The following is a 16,094-nucleotide window of genomic DNA, read 5'->3' as shown; positions in this document are numbered from 1 at the left end:
GTTTATGTCAAGACAAGCCCGGGAGCCCGTCAAGATAACGCTTGGTCAAACGTACTTCATCAGTTCGACGGCGGCCGCTTCGTCGGTGACGAGCACGTCCTCGTGGCCGAATTTCATAACCGCGGCGATCGCTTCGCCCTTGCTTTTGCCTCCCGCTACGGCGATGACGACCTCCGTCGATTGGATGTCCTCGAGCCGAAGTCCGACGGTCGGCATTTTATGCACCACGTTGCCTTCGCGGTCGAAATAGTAGCCGAACGCTTCCGCCAGCGCTCCGTCGGCGTTCAGCTCGGCGATCGTCTGCTGGTCGACCTTGCGGCGTCTCGCCATCACCATTGCGTCCCCGATGCCGTGCACGACGATCCGGGCGCTGCGAATAACTTCGACGACTTCCAGTATGTTCGGATCCTGCATGAGAGATACGTACGCTTCTTCGCCGAGATGATCGGGCACGTGCAGCAGCCGGTATTCGCCGCCCGTTTTTTTGGCCATGGTCGACGCGATCGAATTCGCCTGCAGCTCCACGCTTTCGCCCAAGCCGCCGCGCGCCGGCACGAACATATTGCCCTTCATGTGCGCGGACGGCGTCATGAAGTTCGCCACTTCCGCCAGCGTCGATCCGCCCGCCACGGCGATCACGTCGTCCTTGGACGCGTATTTGCGCAGCTCCGCGGCTCCGACCCGGCCCAACTCCTTCTTCGCGAGCTCCGACCGGTCGCTGTCTCCCGGCACGATGATGACCTGCTTCAAGGAAAACTTCTCGCGCAGCGCGTCCTCCAGGTAAGAGAGCCCGAGCAGTTCCTTCACGATCGGCTCCATATCCTCCAGCAGCTTCCGGCCCGAATCGCTGAGCTTCATTCCCGACGGCTCGGTGACGAGCAGCCCTTGTTCCTTCAGAAAGTCGACCTCGGCCCGAAGCACGCGCTCGGTCATCTCCAGATGGGCGGCCAAGGCGCGGCGACCGACGACGCCCGTGGAAGAAATATGGTGCAGAATCGTATACCGTTTCTTGAGCACATCGGTCAAGTCCGGCAGCAGCCGCTTCTGAATATCCAATATGAGTCGCATCGACCAAGGACACGCTCCCGCATCATGTTACCGCGGATTCGGGACGTTTTGTGTCCCGCATATGCATTTTATGTCCCGCAAGTTCATTTTTATTATATGCATCTTTTTCTGAAAATGCAAGGCGACGGCAGCGCCTTTTTTTCCATAAATAAGGCCGAATAAAAAGCTTGCAATTTGTCCCGCCGTTGTATATAATAAATTTTGCGTCTGAAAACAGCAGCGACTAACTTTCTAATTTGCGCTCGTGGTCCAATGGATATGACGTAGGCCTCCGGAGCCTGAGATCAAGGTTCGATTCCTTGCGAGCGCGCTTATATGACCCACCGAAACGTCCGATTGAATCGGGCGTTTTTTTGTATGTTATGGCCCTCGAAAGGCAATAAAGAAAAGAGTACGGCGTATGGCGAAACGGCAAAATGAGGACGAAACGGCAAAGCCGAGGATGATTTGACCTTTCTTGACCTTTGTTCCGATTTGCGCTATGATAGGTGTAGTTTCCCGCTAGCATATACGCCCGGCGCGCATCGGCGCCTTCGTATATATAGACGCGGACTTATACGTTTGATCCAAAAGGAGGCTATGTCCATGAGTTTCATTCCAATGGTAGTCGAACAGGACGCTCGCGGCGAACGCGGGTACGATATTTACTCCCGTCTGCTGAAAGACCGCATCATTTTTCTCGGCACGCCGGTAAACGACGCGGTCGCCAATGCGATCATTGCGCAAATGCTGTTCCTGGCGGCGCAAGATCCGGATAAAGACATCAGCCTGTACATCAACAGCCCCGGCGGTTCGATCACGGCCGGCATGGCGATTTACGATACGATGCAGTTCATTAAGCCGGACGTATCCACGATTTGCGTCGGCATGGCCGCTTCGATGGGCGCGTTCCTGCTCGCCGCAGGCGCCAAAGGCAAACGCTACGCGCTGCCGAACAGCGAAGTGATGATTCATCAGCCGCTCGGCGGAGCCGAAGGGCAGGCGAGCGACATCGAGATTCGCGCGAAACGGATCATCAAGCTGCGCGAGAAGCTGAACCGCATTTTGGCCGAGCGCAGCGGACAGCCGCTGGAGCGCATCGACAAGGATACCGATCGCGACTACTTCATGAGTGCGGAGGAAGCGGTAGCGTACGGCTTGGTCGACAAAGTGGTGTCGAGGCTGTAAAAGCAAATCCGACCGAAGGTCCGGCGACCGTCGGTCGGATTGTTTTGGTTTTTAAGGGATTGCCAGCTTAAGCGAACCGAGTTATGATTAAAATAAGAAAGCCGCGGATGCTGGAACATCCGCGGCGGCATGCCGGCCGCTTTTAAGGGCGGTTCGGCTCAATACTAAGGTTTCGCTATAGAAATAGACCGTTCCCTTAGCGGATGGGCGGTCTATTTCTTTTTGTTTTGGCCAAGTGCCATGACGATGGTCACGACCAACGTCAGTAGCGCTATCAACAGCGAACCGAAACTGATCATGAGCGTCAAAGCTTCTTTCACTTCCACAGGCATCACCTCCCTTCCGAGAGGCTAGCCGACCGCCCTTTTAAGCCTATCCTGTCATGCCTGTCCCATATTATACCATATTGCTCTTACTTATCGACAAATTAATCAAGCGGATAAAAAATCAGATTCATCGGAAACGCCGAGCCGGCCGGCGGCGTAAACTCGATATCGAGCGACGGCTCGTTTCCGGTCGTGCGGGCGAGAATTTGCACGGTCTCGAACGCCGTAATGACGCCGGACGGCGGCGCGAGCACGAATTCGCCGTTGATTTTGAACGGGCCTTTGAACGGACCGCCGCGGGCCTGCAGCAAAATCGCCATTTTCCTCGGCTTGTCGGAATGGATTTTGTACACGACGCCGTAATTGCCGTCGTCCGTCACTTCCAGCTTCGTCGTCGGGTCGTATCCTTTCTGCCAAGCATCGTAGTCGTCGTCGCCGAAAATAAGCCGCTGCGTCGTCGTAAACGAGCTGGCGTCGATATCCCAACGCTTCTCCGTCACCGGGAACGTGCCGCGGATGTGCTGATCTCTCGGCAGCTGCTTATACAGCAGCGGGTACGTGGAAATCGGCGTTTCGATGCTCGCGTCCATCGCCATGAAAGCGAACTCCACCAATCCGTCCGTCTCGACGTCGTAAATGACGTTGACGCCTTGGCCCGGCAAAAAGTCGGGCATCTGCACATAAACGCGCGATTGCCCCGGCGGAACGACAAGCTCGTCGTCATGCTTGTCGCCGAGCAAGAACTCGACCGACGCTTCGTGGCCGATCAAATTCGCATAAATGGACGGGTACACTTCGCCTTTGTTGGTCGTCTTGATCGTCACCGGCTTCGTTCCCGGATTCGTCGCCATAATGACGAACTGCACCTTCTCCTTCATGCCGTTCAAATGGTCCGCGTACAGCCGCGCCTTCCCGTTCACCTGATCGGCGTACAAAATGCCCTTGTCCTCGAACGTTTCCGGGCTGTCGCTGACGAGCAGCTTGCGCGAGCGGTCTTCCTTCACGTTTTTATCGAACGCCGGCAGGTCGTTGAAGTACGCGTAAACTTCCGTCCAGTTCGTCTTGATGAGCGACTGCAGCGGGTACGTATGCAGCTTGAAATCCATCGGCGAATCGTACATGACGTCCTTCGTAATTTCGATGGAACGGGTATACGTATCGCTGACGAGTCCTTGTCCGTCCTTCACTTTCAGCTTTACGACATGGGTGCCCGGCGTAAAAAACGCTTCCTCCTTGCCGGTCCATTCGTACTCGAGACCTTCCGCATCGGGATCGTAGCTCAAATCGATATATTGGATCGGTTCGCCGATTTTATAGGCCGGCTTGCCGAACGTGAACCGCGCCACCGGACGCGAATTGCCCTTTTCGTCGACGCGTGACGGCGGCTTTTTCACGTACGTGATCTCCAGCCGTTTTTGATCGGCGTTGAACGTATATTTGGCCCCGAAGAAATCGAACAGCCAGCTTTCCTTCACCATCAGCTTGTCGTTGAACAAGCGGGCGACGGTGTCGAATACGAGATAGACCCCGTTGATGTAAACCGCCTTGTTCGCCGAATCGACCTCGATTTTGGCACGCGGAGTGCCGATCTCGACCCGGTTCGTCTTCTCGTTGTACTTCACGTCGATGCCCATCTGTTCGCCCAAAAACTTGATCGGGACGAACCGGCTGTTGCCGTCCTTGAGCACGCCCGGCGTATCCAATTCGAACTTCTTGCCTTCGACGTACGCGACGGGCTCGTCCGCGCTCAGCCATATTTCCATCGTGCTCGTCGACACGCTCGAGGGGCTCGCCCCCCAGACGGAGCTGACGGACGCGGCGATCAGCGCGCACAGCAGCGCCAACCCTACCGACACTTTCCACCTGTTCCTGCTCACGGTTCTCTCCACTCTTTCTATGTATGAATCTGGGCTTGCTTTAACATTAGACGCCGCTTTCGGCAAAAGGTTGCACGGTTCGACCGGCGCACCCCCATAAATTATCGCGGACCTCCGAACGGGTCCGGAAAACAGCAAAAAAGCTTCCTTGCGAAAGGAAGCTTCTGTGCCGGAAAACGGTTTCCGGCTCGGCGGAACCGATTATTGGTTCTCCAATTCCTCTTTGCCTACCAAGGCGACTAAAGCGGTTACAGCCTGCTCTGCGTCCGAACCTTCCGCACTGATGTGTACTTCGGTGCCGGAGCTGATCGCAAGGCTCATAATGCCCATAATGCTTTTGGCATTCACTTTTTTATCGTCCTTCTCGACGAAAATCTCCGAAGAAAATTTGTTCGCTTCTTGCACGAACAGTGCGGCGGGCCTTGCATGCAATCCCGTTCTGAGTCTTACGACTGCTGGCCGTCTGGTCATCAAACCGATACCCCCTAGCATGTGGTCAACGTTCGAATCAAATCGATTATTTACATATTATATCATTTATCGTCCGTCAGATAAAGGAGACGGACCGCCAAATTCCGAACATTCAGGAATTCCTCATTTTTTCCGCCAAATCGTCCAGCTTGCGGAGCCGATGGTTGACGCCCGATTTGCTGACGCCTCCTTTGAGCAGCTCCCCGACTTCCTTCAGGTTCATGTCCGGATGCATAAGCCGGACTTCGGCGACTTCCCGCAGCTTCTCCGGCAGCTGATCGAGCCCGACTTCCTTTTGCAGAAACCGGATGTTGTCGATTTGCCGGACCGCGGCGCCGATCGTCTTGTTCAGGTTGGCCGTTTCGCAGTTCACGATCCGGTTGACGGAATTGCGCATATCTTTCATGATGCGCACATCCTCGAATCGAAGCAGCGCCTGATGAGCGCCGATCAAGTTCAAAAACTGGATGATTTTCTCGCCTTCCTTCATGTACAGCACATAGCCCTTCTTCCGCTCGATGCAGCGCGCGTTCAGCTGAAACCGGTTGGCCAGCCCGCACAGGGCGTGGCAGTGCTCCTCGTACATCGAAGCGATCTCCAGATGATAGGAAGACCCCTCCGGATTGTTGACCGACCCCCCCGCCATAAAAGCGCCCCGCAAATAAGCGCGCTTGCAGCAGTTGCTCCTTACGATCCGCTTGTCGATTCCCGGCGTGAACTGAAATCCTTCGGACACGATGTGCAGGCTTTCGAGCACCTCCTGCACTTTGTTCGGAACGCGCACGATGTAGACGTTGTTTTTTTTCAGCCGCATCTTTTTGCGGACGAGCAGCTCGGTGTGGAGGTCGTAGTTTTTTTTGATCAGCGTATAGATGCGCCGGGCGATGGCCGCGTTTTCGGTGGAAATATCGAGCACGATGCGCTGGTTCGTCAGCTGGACGGCGCCGTTCATCCGAATGAGCGCGGCCAGCTCCGCCTTCTCGCAGCACGGCTCGCTTTCCACCATCGTCAGCTCTTTTTTCGTTTGCGCCGCAAAAGACATCCCCGTCACCTCTTTCGCCCCATCCAGCGATCCACCAATTCGTAAATATGATGGCTCAGCCGGTCCGCGTCGTGGCGCAAGTATGTCCGGAACAGGACGAGGCGATCGGCGATGACTTTGCACCCCATCCGGGCGACTTCGTCCATGTCCAAGTGTACCGCTTTCGCGCCCTGCTCGGCATATTTGCTCTGCACTTGCGGCGGGATTTCTCCGTTATTCACAATGATGTAATCGAACATATGATGCCCGATATGGTCGTAGATCGCCTGCAAATGGTCGCTGACCGTAAAATCGTCCGTTTCGCCGGGCTGCGTCATCACGTTGCAGACGAATATTTTGACCGCGTCGACGGAGGCGATCGTCTCCGCCAGCTTCGGCACGAGCAGGTTCGGCAAAATGCTCGTGTACAAGCTTCCCGGACCGACCAATATCGCATCCGCGTCGCGTATCGCCTCGACGGCTTCCTCCAGCGGGCTGACGTCGGCGGGCTCGATGAACACCCGCTTAATTTTTCCTCCCGCTTTCGGAATATTCGATTCGCCGACAACGATCGAGCCGTCGCTCATCTCCGCCTTCAGCACGATTTGATGGTCGCTGGCCGGCAGCACGCGCCCGCGTACGGCGAGCACCCGGCTGAGCGCCTTCACGCCGTCGACGAAATCGCCGGTAATGTCCTTCATCGCGGCGAGTATCAAATTGCCGAGACTGTGTCCGGCGAGCCCCGTGCCGCTGGAAAACCGGTGCTGAAGCATTTGCGACAGCAGCGGCTCGACGTCGGCGAGCGCGATCAGCACGTTGCGGATATCGCCTGGAGGCGGAATTTGCAGCTCGCTCCGCAGGACGCCGGAGCTCCCTCCGTCGTCGGCCACGGTTACGATCGCCGTTATGTCGAGCGGCTTCTCCTTGAGCCCCCGCAGCATGACGGACAAGCCGGTTCCGCCGCCGATGACGACGATGCGGGGCAAACGGACCGCGGGATTCCCGGCGCTCATCGGCTCACCTCGGGACGTCGATCGCGATCGGCGTCCCGATGGCTGACGCGCACCGTCTCGGTTTCGCTGTTACCGAGCATTTTGCCCAAATATTCGGCGATGGCGACCGAGCGGTGCTTGCCGCCCGTACAGCCGATGCCGACGACGACCTGGCTTTTGCCTTCCTTGGCATACTTCGGAATCAAAAACTGCAGCATGTCGATCAGCTTCGTCAAAAACTCCTTCGTTTCGTTCCACTTCATCACGTATTCGTAAACGTCCGGGTCTTGCCCGGTGTTCGGCCGAAGCTGCTCCACATAATGCGGATTCGGCAGGAAGCGGACGTCGAAGATGAGATCGGCGTCGATCGGAATGCCGTATTTGAAGCCGAACGAAATGACGTTGACGGAGATGCTTCCTTTCCCGATGCTCGTAAACCGGGAGACGATGCGCTCCTTCAGCTCGGCCGGCTTCAGGCTGCTCGTGTCGATGACCTGGCTCGCCATCCCCTTCAGCTCCTCGAGCAGCTTCCGCTCCAGCTGAATGCCTTCGAGCGGCAGCCCTTCCGGCGCCAGCGGATGGCGGCGGCGGCTTTCCTTGTACCGCTGCACGAGCGCCTGATCGGTCGCGTCCAGAAACAATATTTCGTACGTTATCGTATAGTTTTCCTTTATCGTCCGAAGCGATTCAGACAAGGACGTAAAAAATTCGCGCCCGCGCAAATCGATAACGAGCGCCACTTTGCCGATCCGTCCTTTCGACTGATCGATCAGCTCCGCGAATTTCGGAATGAGCACGGGAGGCAGGTTGTCGACGCAGAAAAAGCCGAGATCCTCCAGGCTTTGCACGGCGATCGTTTTGCCCGCTCCCGACATACCCGTTATAATAACCAGCTTCGCCACATTCGGGCTGTCTTCCATCAGCGTTCCCTCCCATCGCCTGACAACCGCTGGCAGGTTCGGACATCCGAATTCCGTACTTCATTTTATGAAGGTTTATTCAAATTTAATCCGGCCGCTCCGACGATTCCGGCGTCGTTGCCGAGCTGGGCCGGAACGATGTCGACCCCTTGCGTGAAGGCGTCCGGCACGTTTTGCGCGTACACTTTGCGGAGTTCGCCGAACAAAATGTCGCCGGCCTTCGACACGCCGCCGCCGATGACGAACCGCTGCGGGTTGAGCACGACCGCCACCGCCGCCATCGCCTTGCCCAAATAGTAAGCGGCCCGTTTGACGATGCGGACGGCCACCTCGTCGCCGTCTTTCGCCGCGTCGAATACGTCCTTCGCCGTAATCGATTCGTTCAGGGAAAGCGACGTCGCTTCGCCGCGCTGTACCGCGTCCTTGGCCATCCGGACGATGCCGGTCGCCGAGGAAACCGTTTCCACGCACCCGAGCTGGCCGCAGCCGCATTGGATCGCTTCGAGATCCGGAACGACTTTAATATGGCCGAGCTCGCCGGCCATGCCGCGGAAGCCTTGATAAATGCGGCCGTCGATAATGATGCCTCCGCCTACGCCCGTTCCGAGCGTGAAGGCTACGATATGTTTAAGTCCGGCCCCTGCGCCGCTCCATGCTTCTCCGAGCGCGGCCACGTTGGCGTCGTTGTCGATCGCGACCGGAAGGCCGAGACGCGATTCGAGTTCTTGCTTTACGGCGACATTTTCCCAGCGCAAATTCGGGGCGAACAGCACCGTACCGTTCTCCAGGTCGAGAAATCCCGCGATGCCGGCGCCGACGCCCGCGACTTGCTCCCACTGGTAAGTGGAGTCGGACACGATTTGTCTCACATACTGCGCGATGCGGTCGATCACCGCTTCCGGCCCGTCTTCGACGCCAGTCGGACCTTCATACGTTTGCAGCAGACGGCCTTGCTCGTCGCAAATGCCCACCTTGATATTGGTGCCGCCCAGATCCACGCCGATATAAATCTTCTCCGACATTCCTATATGTCACCTCAACCGAAAATGTATTCTTCTGTTCCAACTATAAGCCACCCCACCGGTCAGGTCAAGTGAAGCGCGCCTTTTCAACAGGCGGCGAAACGCGGCCGCGCGCCGCTCCGAACGACGAGGGGGCCGCAAAACGAAAAGGAGAACACGAGGTTCTCCTTCGGACTCGTTATGGCTTACAGCGAAACGCTCCAATCGTGCACGGAATTTCCTTCAAGAAACTTCTCGCAATCGAGCGCCGCCATACAACCGCTGCCCGCGGCCGTAATCGCTTGGCGGTACTTATGGTCCTGCACGTCGCCGCAGGCGAATACGCCCGGGACGTTCGTTTCGGAAGTGCCCGGATTGACGACCAAATAGCCGAGCTCGTCGGTTTTCAGCTGCCCTTTCAAAAAGCCCGTATTCGGCGTATGGCCGATTGCGACGAAAATGCCGTCCGTTTCGATGATTTCCTCGGCGCCCGTTTCGCCGTCCTTCACCCGCAGCCCCGTGACGCCTTTTTCTCCGGCGACGACGCCGAGCGGCGTTTTGTTCAGGCTCCACGTAATTTTCGGATTTTCCCGCGCGCGGTCCTGCATGATTTTGGACGCCCGCAGCTCGCTGCGGCGATGCACGACGCGCACCTCGGTCGCGAAGCGGGTCAAGAAATTCGCTTCTTCCATGGCCGAATCGCCGCCGCCGACGACGACGATCTTTTTGTTGCGGAAAAAGAAGCCGTCGCAAGTCGCGCACGTACTTACGCCGCGACCGATATTATCTCTTTCGTTCTCGATGCCGAGCAGCTTGGCCGACGCGCCGGTCGAAATGATGAGTGTTTCGGCGACAAGCTCTTCGCCGCCCTCGATTTTCAGCTTGAACGGGCGCTTCGACAAGTCGACCTCGTTCACCCAACCGGTGCGGAATTGCGCTCCGAACCGTTCCGCCTGCTTGCGCATGTTGTCCATCAGCTCGGGGCCCATAATGCCTTCCGGGAAGCCCGGGAAGTTTTCGACTTCCGTCGTCGTCGTCAGCTGTCCTCCCGGCTCCGGTCCTTCGATGACGAGCGGGTTCAAATTGGCCCGCGCCAAGTAAATGGCGGCCGTCAGCCCGGCCGGGCCCGTACCGATTACGATCGTCTTGTACATCTTTCTTCTCCTCCTATCCGCGGAAACGTAATGTTTGGATTCCGGGTCGCTAAAGCGGCTCGGAATTCGCCAGCTTCGGAAATATCGCGTCCATCTTTTCCTTCAAGCCGCACGTGCGGTCGATCACTTTCACATGCTTGCTGACCGTCGTCACCGAAATGCCGTATCGCAGCGATACCTCGTGATACGATATGGCGCGGCGGTGCATTTTGGCCGTCAAATATTCGAGCGCGGCCGCCCATCCTTCGAGCTTGCCGATTTTCGGAGCGTCGGGGTAAACGCGGGTCAAAAACTCCACCCACAGCGTCTCCAAATCGTGCTGCTGAATCATGTCGTACCGCTTATCCATTTTGCGCAGCGCGGTTTCCATCACCTGCTGCCATTCGTCCTTCCATACCGGCAGGTTCGGCGACCACGGCGTCGACGCGAGCGGCGTTTCCCGGCCGTCCAAGTTGACGAAGATCGGCTCCTTCGCGCGCATGTTGCGCAGCACGAAGATGGCGACCTTCTTCAAATATTCGTCCTCGTCCGGGTCGAGCAGGAAAGCGCGCAGCGCATCCTCGACCTCGCTGTCGGCGATGATGCCGAACGCCTGAATCACCTGCAGCTTCGTTTCCACGTCGCCGTGGCGAAGCGCCCAGAAAAACGAAGAGCGCACGAGCGGGTCCCGCTTCATATGGTCAGGAATGCCTCCCGACGCCGTTTCCAGCACGCGAAACTGCTCCTCGAACGGCAAATGGTAATGGTAGCCGACGATTTTTTTGTTCCCGTTCTGCGCTTCCCGCATTTGCTCCAAATAATAGCGCGGGATGTCGGTGCCGGGATCGAGCTTCTCGACGGTGCGCCACAGCTTCTCCGCTTCGGCGTACTTGCCGATGTTGCAGGCCGCTACGGCCGTGTAATGGTACAAGCACGGGTCGAGACCGCTCTCGCCCGTCTTGAGCAGCCGCCGAAACAGTCGGTACGCCGTCTCGTGCTCCGACAAAATGCCCATCGTCGTCGCCAGCTTGAATACGTGATCGTAATGGATCGGATACGTTTTGCGCAGGCTGACGAGCAGTTCGTCCAGCTGCTCCTTGTTGCCGTTATGCTGGTGAAAAATGGCCAGATTGCACAAGGCGTGCAGATTGCCCGGCTCCAGCTCGAGCACGCCGCCGATCGTCGCCAGCGCCTTGTCGAACAAGCCCATATAATAATAAGCCAAAGCCAGGTTGTTGCGAGCGGCCAAAAAGTCGGGCGATTTTTTCACGAGCTTCTCCAAAATGCGGACCGCTTCGGAAAATTTGCCTTCCTCCAGCAGCGTGCGCGCCTTGTCGTGCTCGAACAGGCCTTCGCGGCTTTTGATCGAGGTCAGCTTCGTCGGCCGCTCCAGCTCGTAGCCGAGCAGCTCCATCATTTCTTCCGACTCTTCGAGAAAATGGCCGTTCGGATCGTGCTCCAAATAGTAAACGAGCGCTTCTTCCGCCGCTTCGTAATTTTCCATATTGGCGTAATTGTTCGCCATATAGAAATAACATTCGGTCATCGACGGATCGATTTGCTCGACGATATGCTGCAAGATGCGGTTCGATTGTTCGTAATCCCCGGTTTCCGACAGTACGCCTGCCAAGTTGCAATGGTTGACCGGATTGTCCGGCTCGAACTCGACAGCCCGGCGGAAATATTTCAGCGCCCTGTCGTAGCGGTTTCGGCCGAGCGAATGGACCGCTCTCTCGAAAAAGAACGTGGCATCCATCTGGACGTTGATGACGTTGCGCTTGTTCGCCCTGGCCACATGCTTTTTCCTTGCCATCCTTCAGGCACCTCCGGCAAACTGTACTTACCTCAAAGTATAACACACATCGACCGGTTTACAACCTGCTTTGCGGGAGGACCGGTCGATGCGGCGGCCGCCGGGGGCCAAACGGCCGAAGCCGGAACGTCCGGCTTATACGCCGCCGTATTTGAACAGCGTGCTGATCGAGCCGCCGTGGTTGATAATCCGGATCGCGTCGGAGAACAGATGCGCGAGCGACAGCACCTTGAAGCGGTTCGGATGTCCGTCCGGCAGGGCGAGCGAATCGGTTATGATTACTTCCTGGATGTTCGGATGGTCGAGCCGCTCGAGCGCCGGTCCGGAAAATACCGGATGCGTCGCGCAAACGAACGCGTCTTCGGCTCCCCGCTCCTTCAGCCCTTCGACGACCTTGACGATCGTGCCGCCGGTGTCGATCATGTCCTCGATGATGATCGGGGTGCGCCCTTCCACGTCGCCGATGACGTGCGTAATCGTCGCTTCGTTGTGGGCGTGGCGCTTCTTGATCATGATCGCGAACGGCGCGTTCAAAATGTTCGCCAAATTTTCCGCGGTCGTGGCTCGTCCGGCGTCCGGCGAGACGACGACGGGATTGGCGATCCGTTTATTGCGAATGTAATCGCTGATCAGATCCAGCGCGGTCAGATGATCGACCGGTATATTAAAGAACGCTTGAATCGCCGGCGCATGCAGATCGACCGTAAGGACGCGGTGGGCGCCCGCGGTCGTCAGTACGTCGGCGACGAGCTTGGCGGAAATCGGTTCGCGCGGTGCGGATTTGCGTTCTTGCCGGGAGTAACCATAGTACGGGATAACGAGGTTGATCGTTCTGGCCGATGCCCGCTTGGCCGCATCGATCATGACGAGAAGCTCTACGAAATGATCGTTGATCGGATGCGAGAACGTTTGAACGAGGAACACGTCGCAATTGCGGATCGACTCCTCGTATACGCAGTAGATCTCGCCGCTTTTGAAGCGCGACAGCTTGATTTGGCCGAGCGGAATGCCCAGCTCGACGCAAATGCGCTCTGCCAGCTTCGGATTGGACGATCCGGAAAACACTTTACAATTATCCTTGTACATGGTTACCTCCTAGAATGGTTAAAGCCTTTCAGCGCATTTCATGAAAAGTTAACTTGACTTTAGTGCACCGCTTGCCGAGCAGTCCACCCTTATTATACTCTGCCGACATGTTTTTTCAAAAGGATACAAATGTTCAATTCAATAATTCGTCACAAAGTGACAGGCGCGGATTTTCCTGTCGAGGCGGCTTGCAGGCAATGTTGGATGACGTTTCCTTTGGAAAAGGGCATCGGCCGGCCGGAACGGCGGAAATGCGCCAAAAAACCCCGCCGCCGCCCGGCTCGCGGGCAGTCGGCAGGGAGTGCCGTCGTTGGTCGCGCCAGCGCCCCGTTCAGTCGCTGATCGCGTATTCGCTTTTTTGCTTCAGATGGCGGCGCGCCAGCTCGGCGAGCACGTCGTCGAGCGGCAGCTTCTGCTCGCGCAGCAGCACCAGCAGATGGAAAATCAAATCGCTCGCTTCGTAGCGGAGCTCCTCGTGGCTGCGGTTTTTCGCCGCGATAATGACTTCGGCCGCTTCCTCGCCGACCTTTTTCAACATTTTGTCGACGCCCTTGTCGAACAAATACGTCGTATACGCGCCTTCCGGACGCTCGGCGTCGCGCTGCGCGATAATCGCTTCCAGCTTGTCCAGAATGTCGTAGCGTCCCGCGTCGGACGGCCGATCCGCGACCGCCGCCGCGGCCGACGGAGCCGCCTCGTTGTGAAAGCAGCTGTACGCCCCCGTATGACAGGCCGGACCGGTCTGCTCGACCTTGACGAGCAGCGTATCGCCGTCGCAGTCGTACCGCAGCGAGCGCACCTTCTGGATATGGCCGCTCGTCGCGCCTTTATGCCACAGCTCGGAGCGGGAGCGGCTCCAAAACCACGTTTCGCCCGATTCGAGGGTGAGCCGGAGCGACTCCTTGTTCATGTAAGCGAGCATCAGCACCTCTTTGCTTACCGCGTCCTGAACGATCGCCGGCACGAGTCCTTGCCCGTCCCACTTGATCGATTCCGCCAGCCGCTCGAACGATTGTCCGCTCATCGAATTTCCACCCCTTTGGCGATCAAGTCGCGTTTGACTTCCTCTATCGTCATTTCCTTATAGTGAAACACGGTCGCGGCCAAGCCCGCGTCCGCCTTCCCTTGCGTGAACACGTCGTAGAAATGCTCCTTGCGTCCCGCTCCGCCCGAGGCGACGACCGGAATGCCCACGGCTTCGGAAACGGCGCGGGTCAGCTTCAGGTCGAAGCCGTCCTTCGTGCCGTCCGCATCCATGCTCGTCAGCAGCAGCTCGCCGGCGCCGAGCGCCTCGGCCTGCTGCGCCCATTCGAGCGCCTTGATGCCGGTCGCGTTTCGTCCGCCGTGCGTGTACACTTCCCATTCGTCCCACGCCTCGTTATATTTGGCGTCGATCGCCACGACGATGCATTGGGAGCCGAACTTCGTCGCGCCGTCCGCGACGAGCCGCGGATTTTTGACGGCGGCGGTATTGATGCCGATTTTGTCGGCGCCCGCGCGCAGCAGCCGTTTCATATCGTCGACGCTCGAGATGCCCCCGCCGACGGTGAACGGGATCGTAATTTCCCCGGCCGTCTGCTTCACGACTTCGACCATCGTCGCGCGGCCTTCGTACGATGCCGAGATGTCCAGAAACACGAGCTCGTCGGCGCCTTCCCGGTCGTAGGCCGCCGCCAGCTCGACCGGATCGCCGGCGTCGCGCAAATTGACGAAATTGACGCCCTTTACGACGCGGCCGTCTTTGACGTCCAGGCACGGGATAATACGTTTCGCCAGCATGGACTCTCCCCTCCTTTTTTGGCTATGATAAACGTTCGCCTTGCTTAGCGGCAAAACGCGATAACGTCGCGGTACGGAAGCTGTCCGCCGAAAATGTCCAGCGCGCTGCCGATCGTAATGTCGAGCCTGCCGCCCGTAATGTCGCGGAACCGTTCGAGGTCGGCCAGCGAGCGGGCTCCTCCGGCGTACGTCGTCGGTATGGTCGTCCATTCCGCGAGACTTGCCGCCAGCTTCTCCTGCACGCCTTCGCGCTTCCCTTCCACGTCCACGGCATGAATGAGAAATTCGTCGCAATATGCTTCCAGCCGCGCGATGCCCGAGGCGTTCACTTCGAAATCGCTGAACGTCCGCCATTGGTTCGTGACGACGTAATAGCTGCCGTCCTTCTCCTTGCAGCTCAAATCGATGACGAGCCGCTCTTTGCCGACTTTGGCCGCGAGGGCTTCCAGCCGGTCCATGTCCAGCTTGCCGTCCCGGAAAATGTACGAGGTGACGATGACGTGCGAGGCGCCCAGCTCGATATAACGCAGCGCGTTATCCCCGTTGATGCCTCCGCCGATCTGCATGCCGCCGGGGTAGGCGCGAAGCGCGAGCTCGGCCGCCGCCTCGTTGCCGCCGCCCAGCATGATAATATGGCCGCCGGTCAAGCCGTCTTCGCGGTACATGGCCGCGTAATGGTCCGGCGTATGGCCGGAGACGAAATTTTCGACGACGCGGCTCGGATCGCTCTGCAGCGTTTCGCCGACGATTTGCTTCACTTTGCCTTGATGAATGTCGATGCACGGCCGGAATTTCATTGCGCGTTCCCCGCCTCGATCGCCGCCGTTTGCGGCGCTTGCCCGCACAGCTTCAAAAAGTTGCCGAGCAGCCGCATGCCGAGCTCGCCGCTTTTCTCCGGGTGAAACTGCATGCCGTACACGTTGTCCCGGCCGACGACGGCCGTCACCGCCTGGTAATAGTCGGCCGTCGCGAGCAGATCGTCCACCCGCCCCGGAATCGCATGGTACGAATGAACGAAGTAGACGTAGCCTTCGTCCAGCCCTTCGAGCAGCGGGGAAGGACGGCGGAACGACAGACGGTTCCAGCCCATATGCGGCACCTTGTAAGGGCCGCGGAACCGGATCACTTTGCCCGGCAGCAGGCCGAGCCCTTCGTGGCGGCCGTGCTCCTCGCTTTCGGCGAACAGCAGCTGCATGCCGAGACAGATGCCGAGCAGCGGCTTGCCGCTATCCGCGTAGCGCAGCACCGCATCGAGAAGGCCGGTTTCGCGAAGATTGCCCATCGCGTCCCCGAACGCACCGACTCCCGGCAATATCGCGCCGTCCGCAGCCGCGATTTCGTCCGGGCTCGACGTCAGCCGCGCCTCGTATCCGAGCCGCTCGACCGCTTTGCTCACGCTGTGCAAATTTCCCATGCCGTAATCGATAATGGCGATCACGC

The 16,094-nt window shown here is 58.1% G+C and carries 16 protein-coding genes and 1 tRNA gene; 2 read left to right on the top strand and 15 right to left on the bottom strand.

Features of this window, described 5'->3' with window-relative positions:
* Positions 1 to 45: 45 nt before the first annotated feature.
* A complete protein-coding gene (locus PV407_RS14325) occupies positions 46 to 1,068 on the bottom strand; it encodes a sugar-binding transcriptional regulator (RefSeq protein WP_332090605.1) in 1,023 nt (340 codons plus the stop codon).
* Positions 1,069 to 1,306: 238 nt separating this feature from the next.
* Here PV407_RS14325 and PV407_RS14320 point away from each other — a divergent pair.
* Positions 1,307 to 1,378 (top strand) — tRNA-Arg (locus PV407_RS14320).
* 269 nt (positions 1,379 to 1,647) lie between these two features.
* Positions 1,648 to 2,235: an ATP-dependent Clp endopeptidase proteolytic subunit ClpP gene (gene clpP, locus PV407_RS14315; RefSeq protein WP_332090604.1), complete on the top strand. Its 588-nt coding sequence runs from the start codon at positions 1,648 to 1,650 to the stop codon at positions 2,233 to 2,235.
* A gap of 212 nt (positions 2,236 to 2,447) precedes the next feature.
* Here the strand turns inward: clpP and PV407_RS14310 are convergent, their stop codons facing one another.
* The 14 genes from PV407_RS14310 to hisH all read right to left on the bottom strand — a co-directional run bounded on the left by PV407_RS14310 (position 2,448) and on the right by hisH (position 16,092).
* Positions 2,448 to 2,561: a putative holin-like toxin gene (locus PV407_RS14310; protein ID WP_332090603.1), complete on the bottom strand. Its 114-nt coding sequence runs from the start codon at positions 2,559 to 2,561 to the stop codon at positions 2,448 to 2,450.
* A 101-nt stretch (positions 2,562 to 2,662) separates the two neighbouring features.
* A complete protein-coding gene (locus PV407_RS14305) occupies positions 2,663 to 4,438 on the bottom strand; it encodes a stalk domain-containing protein (RefSeq protein WP_332090602.1) in 1,776 nt (591 codons plus the stop codon).
* A 201-nt stretch (positions 4,439 to 4,639) separates the two neighbouring features.
* Positions 4,640 to 4,909, bottom strand: a complete 270-nt coding sequence (locus tag PV407_RS14300; protein ID WP_110842828.1) for an HPr family phosphocarrier protein — start codon at positions 4,907 to 4,909, stop codon at positions 4,640 to 4,642.
* Positions 4,910 to 5,021: 112 nt separating this feature from the next.
* Complete coding sequence (gene whiA, locus PV407_RS14295; RefSeq protein ID WP_332090601.1) at positions 5,022 to 5,951, bottom strand: DNA-binding protein WhiA; 930 nt, start codon at positions 5,949 to 5,951, stop codon at positions 5,022 to 5,024.
* 5 nt (positions 5,952 to 5,956) lie between these two features.
* Complete coding sequence (locus tag PV407_RS14290) at positions 5,957 to 6,943, bottom strand: gluconeogenesis factor YvcK family protein (RefSeq protein ID WP_332090600.1); 987 nt, start codon at positions 6,941 to 6,943, stop codon at positions 5,957 to 5,959.
* Positions 6,940 to 7,842, bottom strand: a complete 903-nt coding sequence (rapZ, locus tag PV407_RS14285; RefSeq protein WP_332090599.1) for an RNase adapter RapZ — start codon at positions 7,840 to 7,842, stop codon at positions 6,940 to 6,942. Before rapZ ends, PV407_RS14290 begins: the two co-directional genes overlap by 4 nt.
* Positions 7,843 to 7,907: 65 nt before the next feature.
* On the bottom strand, positions 7,908 to 8,864 hold the full coding sequence (locus PV407_RS14280) for an ROK family glucokinase (protein ID WP_332090598.1): 957 nt from the start codon (positions 8,862 to 8,864) through the stop codon (positions 7,908 to 7,910).
* Positions 8,865 to 9,049: 185 nt separating this feature from the next.
* A complete protein-coding gene (trxB, locus tag PV407_RS14275) occupies positions 9,050 to 9,997 on the bottom strand; it encodes a thioredoxin-disulfide reductase (protein WP_332090597.1) in 948 nt (315 codons plus the stop codon).
* A 49-nt stretch (positions 9,998 to 10,046) separates the two neighbouring features.
* Entirely contained in the window at positions 10,047 to 11,789 is a 1,743-nt protein-coding gene (locus PV407_RS14270; protein WP_332090596.1) for a tetratricopeptide repeat protein, read from the bottom strand.
* A gap of 135 nt (positions 11,790 to 11,924) precedes the next feature.
* On the bottom strand, positions 11,925 to 12,875 hold the full coding sequence (locus tag PV407_RS14265; protein WP_332090595.1) for a ribose-phosphate diphosphokinase: 951 nt from the start codon (positions 12,873 to 12,875) through the stop codon (positions 11,925 to 11,927).
* Between the two features lie 331 nt (positions 12,876 to 13,206).
* On the bottom strand, positions 13,207 to 13,899 hold the full coding sequence (gene hisIE, locus PV407_RS14260) for a bifunctional phosphoribosyl-AMP cyclohydrolase/phosphoribosyl-ATP diphosphatase HisIE (protein ID WP_332090594.1): 693 nt from the start codon (positions 13,897 to 13,899) through the stop codon (positions 13,207 to 13,209).
* A complete protein-coding gene (hisF, locus tag PV407_RS14255) occupies positions 13,896 to 14,654 on the bottom strand; it encodes an imidazole glycerol phosphate synthase subunit HisF (RefSeq protein ID WP_332090593.1) in 759 nt (252 codons plus the stop codon). The genes hisIE and hisF overlap by 4 nt, the downstream gene beginning before the upstream one ends.
* Positions 14,655 to 14,698: 44 nt before the next feature.
* Entirely contained in the window at positions 14,699 to 15,451 is a 753-nt protein-coding gene (gene hisA, locus PV407_RS14250; RefSeq protein WP_332090592.1) for a phosphoribosylformimino-5-aminoimidazole carboxamide ribotide isomerase, read from the bottom strand.
* Entirely contained in the window at positions 15,448 to 16,092 is a 645-nt protein-coding gene (gene hisH, locus PV407_RS14245) for an imidazole glycerol phosphate synthase subunit HisH (protein ID WP_332090591.1), read from the bottom strand. The genes hisA and hisH overlap by 4 nt, the downstream gene beginning before the upstream one ends.
* Positions 16,093 to 16,094 lie beyond the last annotated feature (2 nt).

This window comes from Paenibacillus sp. GYB003, assembly GCF_036577625.1.
Lineage (GTDB): Bacteria > Bacillota > Bacilli > Paenibacillales > NBRC-103111 > Paenibacillus_AB.
The sequence above is the reverse complement of the archived record's forward strand: the minus strand, read 5'-3'. Positions and strand labels throughout refer to the sequence as shown.